Origin of the sequence: Halomonas sp. PBN3 (assembly GCF_000475415.1) — a bacterium.
In the GTDB taxonomy this organism is placed as follows: Bacteria; Pseudomonadota; Gammaproteobacteria; order Pseudomonadales; family Halomonadaceae; genus Halomonas; species Halomonas shengliensis.
The window spans coordinates 1-711 of record NZ_AXCA01000076.1; the positions used below are offsets into that span (position 1 = coordinate 1).

The window sequence follows — 711 nt, forward strand, 5'->3', positions numbered from 1 at the left end:
GTGCGCCAGGCATGGCGCGCAGCGCCTGACTGGCGCTGTTTCCAAGGGTGGTGCCTTGGAATGACTTGGGGGTGAAAGTCCCCTGCACGCCCGGCAAGGGGAAGTGCTAGCTGACGGCAAGGGTGTCTCCCGTGAGGGGGAATCCGAAGGCAGCCCGAAGCAAAACGCTGGCCTGACGAACAGGAAGCGGATACGAGGCGGCATGGCGGGGTGAGGTGGCAAGCATCACCAAAGCCCGGTACTTGCACGGAACGCCATGACGTAGATCCGACAGGCATAAGCGGGAAGGTCGCGCGTCTTACCCTGGGAGGTCTGGTGGTCTGCCACGGTGCTACCGGCGCCGAGAGGCGACGGGATGGGCCACCAGACGTCAGCAGAGGCCATAGTAAGTGCTGGTTCACCGCGGCACCAAGGGCCGAACATGAAGAACCGCGAGTAGGCGATGATGTCTCGAGGATCGATCATGAAGGCAGAAAGTGGCGCTGATACCGCCACCCACCCAGAGGGGCAGGGGCAGTACCCCGGGTCCCAGCCGGTGGGCGTCGAGACGATCCCGGCGTCGTCATCGTGGACGAAAGCGGAGCCCGCCCCGCTCATGGAGGCCGTGGTAGATAAGGCCAACATGGAGCGGGCTTACCGAAGGGTGGTCGCCAACAAGGGGGCGCCGGGTGCCGACGGCATGACGGTCCACCAGCTGGCCGACCACCTGAA

General features: G+C 64.8%; 1 pseudogene. It reads left to right on the plus strand.

The annotated features are described in order from the left end of the window. Positions 1 to 463: 463 nt before the first annotated feature. Positions 464 to 711: pseudogene (locus Q673_RS23185) on the plus strand (group II intron reverse transcriptase/maturase); the annotation flags it as partial.